This window comes from Hydrogenophaga sp. (assembly GCF_048549895.1).
In the GTDB taxonomy this organism is placed as follows: Bacteria; Pseudomonadota; Gammaproteobacteria; order Burkholderiales; family Burkholderiaceae_C; genus Hydrogenophaga.
Genome location: NZ_JBLYYB010000184.1, coordinates 1 through 6,281, shown reverse-complemented (window position 1 = coordinate 6,281; position 6,281 = coordinate 1). Strand labels below are relative to the sequence as shown.

The window sequence follows — 6,281 nt, the reverse complement described above, 5'->3', positions numbered from 1 at the left end:
CGGCAACGCGGTGGAAGCCATGGTGGCTGCAGCCGCGGCCATCGCCGTGGTCTACCCGCACATGAACGCCATCGGCGGTGACGGTTTCTGGCTCATCCACGAACCCGGCAAAGAGCCGGTGGCCATCAGCGCGTGTGGGCCTGCCGCCGCGCTCGCCGATCTGGACTTTTACGCAGGACACGACACGATTCCGTCGCGTGGCCCGAAGGCCGCGCTCACCGTGGCCGGCACCATCGGCGGCTGGGCCAAGGCGCTTGAAGTCGCCGCACCCTGGGGCCCCGCCCTGCCCTTGTCGCGCTTGTTGGCCGACGCCATCCGCCACGCGCACAAGGGCATCGCCGTCACCGAAAGCCAGGCAGCCCTCACACGCGAAAAATTCGATGGCCTGAAAGACGCGCCCGGCTTCGCGCAGACCCACCTGGTCAACGGCCAGCCACCCGCCGTGGGCCACGTGCTCAAACAACCCACGCTGGGCCGCACGCTGGCGCAACTGGCCGAGCGCGGGCTGGACGACTTCTACCGCGGTGAATTGGCCCAACGCATCGGCGCCGAGCTCGAACGCGTGGGCAGCCCCCTGCGAACCAGCGACCTCGCCGCCTACCAGGCGCAGATCGTCGAGCCACTCTCGGTGCGGCTGAACGACAGCACGGTCTACAACCTGCCGCCACCCACGCAGGGCCTCTCGGCGCTCATGATCCTGGGCCTGTTCGAGCGCCTGGGCGTGACCGAGGGCGAAGGCTTCGCGCATGTGCACGGCCTGGTGGAGGCGACCAAGCGGGCGTTTCGTGTGCGCGAGCGTGTGGTCACCGATCCGCAGCGCCTGCCGGCCGACCCCAAAGGTTTTCTGACACCCGCCGCGCTCACCGAACTGGCCGCCGAGATCGACCGCCACAAAGCCCTGCCCTGGCCCGATGTGGCCAAACCCGGCGACACCATCTGGATGGGCTGCATCGACGCGCAGGGCCGCGCGGTCAGCTTCATCCAGAGCGTGTACTGGGAGTTCGGCTCGGGCGTGGTGCTGCAGGACACCGGCATCGTCTGGCAAAACCGGGGCACGAGTTTTTCGCTCGACCCCAAAGCGCTCAACGTGCTCAAGCCCGGCATGCGCCCCTTCCACACACTCAACCCGTCGCTGGCCCTGTTTGACGACGGCCGCGTGATGCCCTACGGCACCATGGGCGGCGAAGGCCAGCCGCAAACACAAGCTGCGGTGTTCACGCGCTATGCGCGCTTCGGCCAGGGCCTGCAGCAGGCCGTGACCGCACCACGCTGGCTGCTGGGGCGCACCTGGGGCGACGTGAGCACCACCCTCAAGCTGGAGAGCCGGTTCGACCCGGCGCTGGTGCAGGCGCTGCGAGACGCCGGCCACGTGGTGGAGCTGTTCTCCGAGCCTTTCAGCGACGCCATGGGCCACGCGGGCGCGCTGGTGCGCCACCCCAACGGCGTGATCGAAGGCGCGGCCGATCCAAGAAGTGATGGTGTGGTGGCGGGGGTCTGACGGCACCGACCTTGCGTGCGCCCAACAAAAAACCCCGCTGGAAAGAACCAGCGGGGTTTTCTTTGGAAAGGGCTGATTGATCAGGCAGCGCGGCGGCGGCGCAGGCCCAGTGCGGCCAGGCCCAGACCCAGACCCAGCAGGGCCAGGGTGCCGGGCTCAGGCACTTCGAGTTGTGCGTTGTCCAGGATCAGGCCGACGTTGTCGCCCCCGCCGTTGCCGATCACCAGACGGGCCGTCACGTTGCCGTTGGGGGTGAAGGACACGGTGTAAGTCTTGAACGGGTCGTTCTGGGACAGTGTGATGGCGTCAGACGCGTAGAACAGGTTGCTGTTGCTGCTGTCAGCAAAGCCGAACGTCACCGTGTTGCCTTCGCGGCGCACTTGGTTACCCGACAGGTCGAGCGAGAACATGTAGGTCAATCCGGCCGTCAGGTTGTAAATCGTGGTGCTCGACAGGACGCCTGCGTTGTTGGTGCTGCCGTCCAGGTCGATACAGCCACCGATGCCGCCGACGCAGTTGATGCCGTACTGCACGCCACTGCGGATGTAGTCCACCGTGCCGGCCGAAACGGTCCAGTTGTCAAAGCCATTGAAGTTGAGCGCGTTGGAGCCGCTCTCTGCGTTGAAGTTGTCGGTGAAGATCACACCCGCCTGAGCGGCGGGTGCTGCGGCCATCAAGGCAGCGACGGTCAGGGGAGCGGCGAAGCAAGTGGTTGATCTTCCAAGGCATACCCCCCGGTGTTGCAACGACGTGTCATTTTTCCCGACACTTTCAGCGCTCAGCGGGTTTGCGCTCCGGCCAACACCGCAGCCCACCCACTTTGGGCCAGCAATTCGTCGCGCCAGAGCCGGTAACCGGCGTCGCTGGGGTGCAGACCATCCACCGCATGAAGACCGGGCGTCTGTACAAACGGGTCGTCGGCTTTCTCCTTGAACAGGTTCACCACCACGGCGCCGTGCCGCTCGGCGGCCTCGCGCACAAAGCCGTGCAGGCGCCGCGCGCGCTTCGTCATGAGCTGCGAGGCCGGCGCAAAGAAAAACGGCGCGTTGCCCACATTGCCGGCGGGCATGAGGACCACCCGATCCGATCGCTCGCGCGCCAGCGCGGTGACGCGGTCGATGTCGGCGCGCATGTCGTCTTCGGAGCGCAGGCGGATCACATCGTTGCCGCCGGCCTGGACGAGCACGAGGTCGAAGCGCTGGGCCCCTTCGAGCTGACGCAACACATCGGCAAAGGTGGCGCCATCGCGCGCGCGGTTGTCGATGCGCAGGCCGGGGTACGCGCTGCCCAGCAAGCCTGCGAGGCTGTTGCCGGGCGCGCTGGCGCCGGTGCCCACGCCCGTGCTGTCGCCCACGATCAGCAAGCTCAGCTTGGGATTGACCGGGTTCTGCTGGAACGGCGTGCTCTGGCGCGCCAGATCAGCCGCTTGGCCGATGCGCCAGGCCGCGCACCCCGAGGTGACCAGCACCACCGCAGCAGCGGCCAGCGCGAGCAAGGGCAAGACGGGTCTGGACGAGAAACGCATGGGAATCAGTTTATGGCGCGGTGCCCTGCCCCGTGCGGCCCGGGCCCAAAGCCCGCGGCCGCCGCAGGCTTGACGCATGGGCGATCCGATGGGCGTCATACACTGCATCGATGCCCGCCACGCCTGAACCCGCCTTGCCCGATGCTGGCCGTTGCCCACTGTGCGGCGGCGACAACCGCTGCGCGATGGAGATCGCGCGCGACACCGGCGAAGCGCAGCCCCCTTGCTGGTGCGTGGATGCCACCTTCAGCCGCGAGCTGCTGGAGCGCATTCCGGCTGAAGCGCGCGGACAGGCCTGCATCTGCGCGGCCTGTGTGGCCCAGGCGCTGCGCGCCAGCCGACCATGAGCGCTCCCGCCAGCGACCCCGACACCCTCACGGCCATGCGCGCGCGCTACGGCGAACGCTACCGCTGGCTGCTGCTGCTCTCGGTGATGGTGGGCACCATGGCCTCCATCATGTCGTCGACCATCATCAACGTGGCCATCCCCGACATGAGCCAGCATTTCGCACTCGGGCAGGAGCGCGCCCAGTGGGCGTCATCGGGCTTCATGGCCGCCATGACGGTCTCCATGCTGACCACTCCCTGGCTGCTCGCGCGCTACGGCTACCGCCGCACCTACGCCGGGTGCATGTGGCTGCTGCTGGCCGGCGGCGTGGGCGGTGGTTTCGCCGACTCGTTTGCGCTGGTGCTGGCCGCGCGCGTGGCCGAGGGCCTGGCCGCCGGCGTGGTGCAGCCGATCCCGGCCATCATCATCCTGCGCGCCTTCGAGCCTCACGAACAAGGCCGCGCCAGCGGCATCTTCGGCATGGGTGTGGTGCTGGCTCCCGCGCTGGGCCCCAGCATCGGCGGTCTGCTGGTGGATGGCTTTGGCTGGCGCTCGATCTTCTTCATGGTGGTGCCGTTCTGCATCGCCTCGCTGTGGCTGGCGCGCCGCTTCGTGCCCACCACCTCGCCCGGCGGCGGCCCGGCCAACCCGCAAGGCGCCGGGCTGGACTGGCGCGGCCTGCTGCTCGCCGCCGTGGGCACGCTGTGCCTGCTCAACGGCCTGGTCGAACTGCAAGGCGGCACAGCGTTGAGCGCCGCCACCTTGCTGGGCGGCGCCGCGCTGCTGCTGGTGGCGTTCGTGGTGCTGCAGCGGTGCACGCTGACAAGCCGCCGTCGCCACCCCGACCAGGGCGTGGACCCGCTCATGAACCTTTCGCTCTTCAACGACCGGCGCTTTGCCATGGGCAGCATCGTGGCCTTCATCTACGGCATCGCGTTGTTCGGCTCCACCTACCTGCTGCCGGTCTACATGCAGATGGGACTGGGTCTCTCCGCCTCGTACGTGGGCACCATCCTGCTGCCAGCGGGCCTGGTGCTGGCCATCACCATCGCGGTGGTCGGGCGCCTGGCCGACAAACAACCCACGCACCGCCTGGTGAGCATCGGCCTGGTGCTGCTGGCCGCGTCGTTCGCACTCATGGTCACCATCGATCTCGGCCGCCCGGCGCAGATCGTTCCGCTGCTCATCACCTGGGCCATCCTCGGGCGCATCGGCCTGGGCTTCATCCTGCCCTCGCTCAACATCGGCGCCATGCGCTCGCTGGACCGCAGCCACATCCCGCAAGGCTCCAGCGTGATCAACTTCCTGCGCATGCTCGGCGGCGCGGCCGGTGTGAGCCTGTGCGGCATCGTCCTTGAGTGGCGGGTGGCGGCGCACGGCGCGCTGCTCGACACCGGCACCACCAGCCCGGCGCGCATGGCCGCGTTTGGCGAGACGTTCCTGATGCTGGCTGCGATTTGTGCCGTGGCTGTGGTGGCGGCGTTGAAACTCCGCGAGCGCTGAGACACCTCATCGACGAAGGGCGATTCGCCGCCGGGCCGCCCCAAGGCGAATCAGTCCCCTTGGGGGGCAGCGGACCTCGCGCAGCGGGGGAGCGTGGGGGCACAATACTTTTATGTGTCAATTGCTCGGCCTCAACTGCGCCACCCCCACCGACGCTTCCTTCAGCTTCACCGGCTTCTGCCAGCGCGGCGGCAACACCGACCACCACGCCGATGGCTGGGGCATCGCGTTTTTTGAAGGCAAGGGCTTGCGCCTGTTCGTCGACCACGCCAGCGCCTCGCAGTCGCCCATGGCGACCTTTCTGCAAAGCTACCCGCTCAAGAGCCGCAACATCATTGCCCACGTGCGCAAGGCCACCATCGGCGAAGTGTCGCTGGAGAACGCCCACCCCTTTGTGCGCGAGCTCTGGGGCCGGCAGTGGGTGTTCGCGCACAACGGCGATCTGAAAGACTACTTTCCGCACCTGCACAGCCACTTTCGACCGGTCGGCACCACCGACAGCGAACGCGCCTTCTGCTGGTTGATGCAGGAGCTGGCCAAGTCGCATGCGGGGCTGCCCAGCGTGGAGGAACTCACCCTCACGCTGCAGGAGCTCGTGCCCCAGGTGCGCCGCTTCGGCACCTTCAATTTCCTGCTCTCCAACGGCGAGGCGCTGTGGGCGCACTGCAGCACCAAGCTCCACTGGCTGGTGCGCCAGCACCCCTTTGCCCCGGCCACGCTGATGGACCAGGACTGGACCGTGAACTTCGCCGACCTCAACCAGCCCGGCGACCGCGCAGCGGTGGTGGTGACCACACCGCTGACCAGCGACGAGCGATGGGCGGCGTTCGAGCCCAACGAGCTCAAGGTGTTCGTGGACGGCTTGCCCATGGAGCGGTGCTCATGAACGCCTGGATGGTGCTCGGACTGGCCATCGTGGCCGAGGTGATCGGCACCACCGCGCTGAAGGCCAGCGACAGCTTCACCAGGCTCTGGCCGTCGCTGGTCGTGGTGGTGGGCTACGGCGTCGCGTTCTACTGCCTCTCGCTGGTGCTCAAGAGCGTGCCGGTGGGCATTGCGTACGCCATCTGGTCGGGCCTGGGCATCGTGCTGATCACCGCGGTGGCCTGGCTGCTCTACGGGCAGCGCATCGACCTGGCCGGTCTGATCGGCATGGGCCTGATCATTGCCGGCGTGGTGGTGCTCAACGTGTTTTCCAAAGCCACGGCGCACTGAGCACCAGGGCGCGTTTCAGCCCCGGCCCGCGCGACGCTCCTCGCGCAGCATGAAGAGGTAGAGCCCTTCGACCTTCTCGCGCGCCCACGGCGTCTTGCGCAGAAACCGCAGGCTCGAACCCACGCTGGGGTCCACGTTGAAACAGCGCACCGGGATGCGCTGGCCCAGCTCTTCCCAACCATAGTGGTCGGCCAGCGCGGTGACGATGGCCT

At 67.8% G+C, this 6,281-nt stretch carries 8 protein-coding genes; 5 read left to right on the top strand and 3 right to left on the bottom strand.

Going from position 1 to position 6,281, the window contains the following annotated elements; translation table 11 throughout:
* On the top strand, nt 1-1,498 hold a 1,498-nt coding region (locus ACN4F8_RS17520; RefSeq protein WP_419474743.1), incomplete at its 5' end, for a gamma-glutamyltransferase family protein.
* Between the two features lie 80 nt (nt 1,499-1,578).
* Here the strand turns inward: ACN4F8_RS17520 and ACN4F8_RS17515 are convergent.
* On the bottom strand, nt 1,579-2,172 hold the full coding sequence (locus ACN4F8_RS17515; RefSeq protein WP_419474742.1) for a PEP-CTERM sorting domain-containing protein: 594 nt from the start codon (nt 2,170-2,172) through the stop codon (nt 1,579-1,581).
* Between the two features lie 104 nt (nt 2,173-2,276).
* Nucleotides 2,277-3,023: an SGNH/GDSL hydrolase family protein gene (locus tag ACN4F8_RS17510; RefSeq protein WP_419474741.1), complete on the bottom strand. Its 747-nt coding sequence runs from the start codon at nt 3,021-3,023 to the stop codon at nt 2,277-2,279.
* 110 nt (nt 3,024-3,133) lie between these two features.
* Here ACN4F8_RS17510 and ACN4F8_RS17505 point away from each other — a divergent pair, with 110 nt between their 5' ends.
* From ACN4F8_RS17505 to ACN4F8_RS17490, 4 genes are all read left to right on the top strand, one after another.
* Entirely contained in the window at nt 3,134-3,370 is a 237-nt protein-coding gene (locus tag ACN4F8_RS17505; RefSeq protein ID WP_419474740.1) for a cysteine-rich CWC family protein, read from the top strand.
* Nucleotides 3,367-4,854 carry an MFS transporter gene (locus tag ACN4F8_RS17500; RefSeq protein WP_419474739.1) on the top strand — a complete coding sequence of 496 codons (1,488 nt, stop codon included), beginning with the start codon at nt 3,367-3,369 and terminating at the stop codon, nt 4,852-4,854. Before ACN4F8_RS17505 ends, ACN4F8_RS17500 begins: the two co-directional genes overlap by 4 nt.
* 112 nt (nt 4,855-4,966) lie before the next feature.
* Complete coding sequence (locus ACN4F8_RS17495) at nt 4,967-5,740, top strand: class II glutamine amidotransferase (RefSeq protein WP_419474738.1); 774 nt, start codon at nt 4,967-4,969, stop codon at nt 5,738-5,740.
* Nucleotides 5,737-6,069, top strand: a complete 333-nt coding sequence (locus ACN4F8_RS17490) for an SMR family transporter (RefSeq protein WP_419474737.1) — start codon at nt 5,737-5,739, stop codon at nt 6,067-6,069. Before ACN4F8_RS17495 ends, ACN4F8_RS17490 begins: the two co-directional genes overlap by 4 nt.
* Before the next feature lie 15 nt (nt 6,070-6,084).
* Here the strand turns inward: ACN4F8_RS17490 and ACN4F8_RS17485 are convergent.
* A partial coding sequence (locus ACN4F8_RS17485) for a VF530 family DNA-binding protein (RefSeq protein ID WP_419474736.1) occupies nt 6,085-6,281 on the bottom strand: 197 nt, incomplete at its 5' end.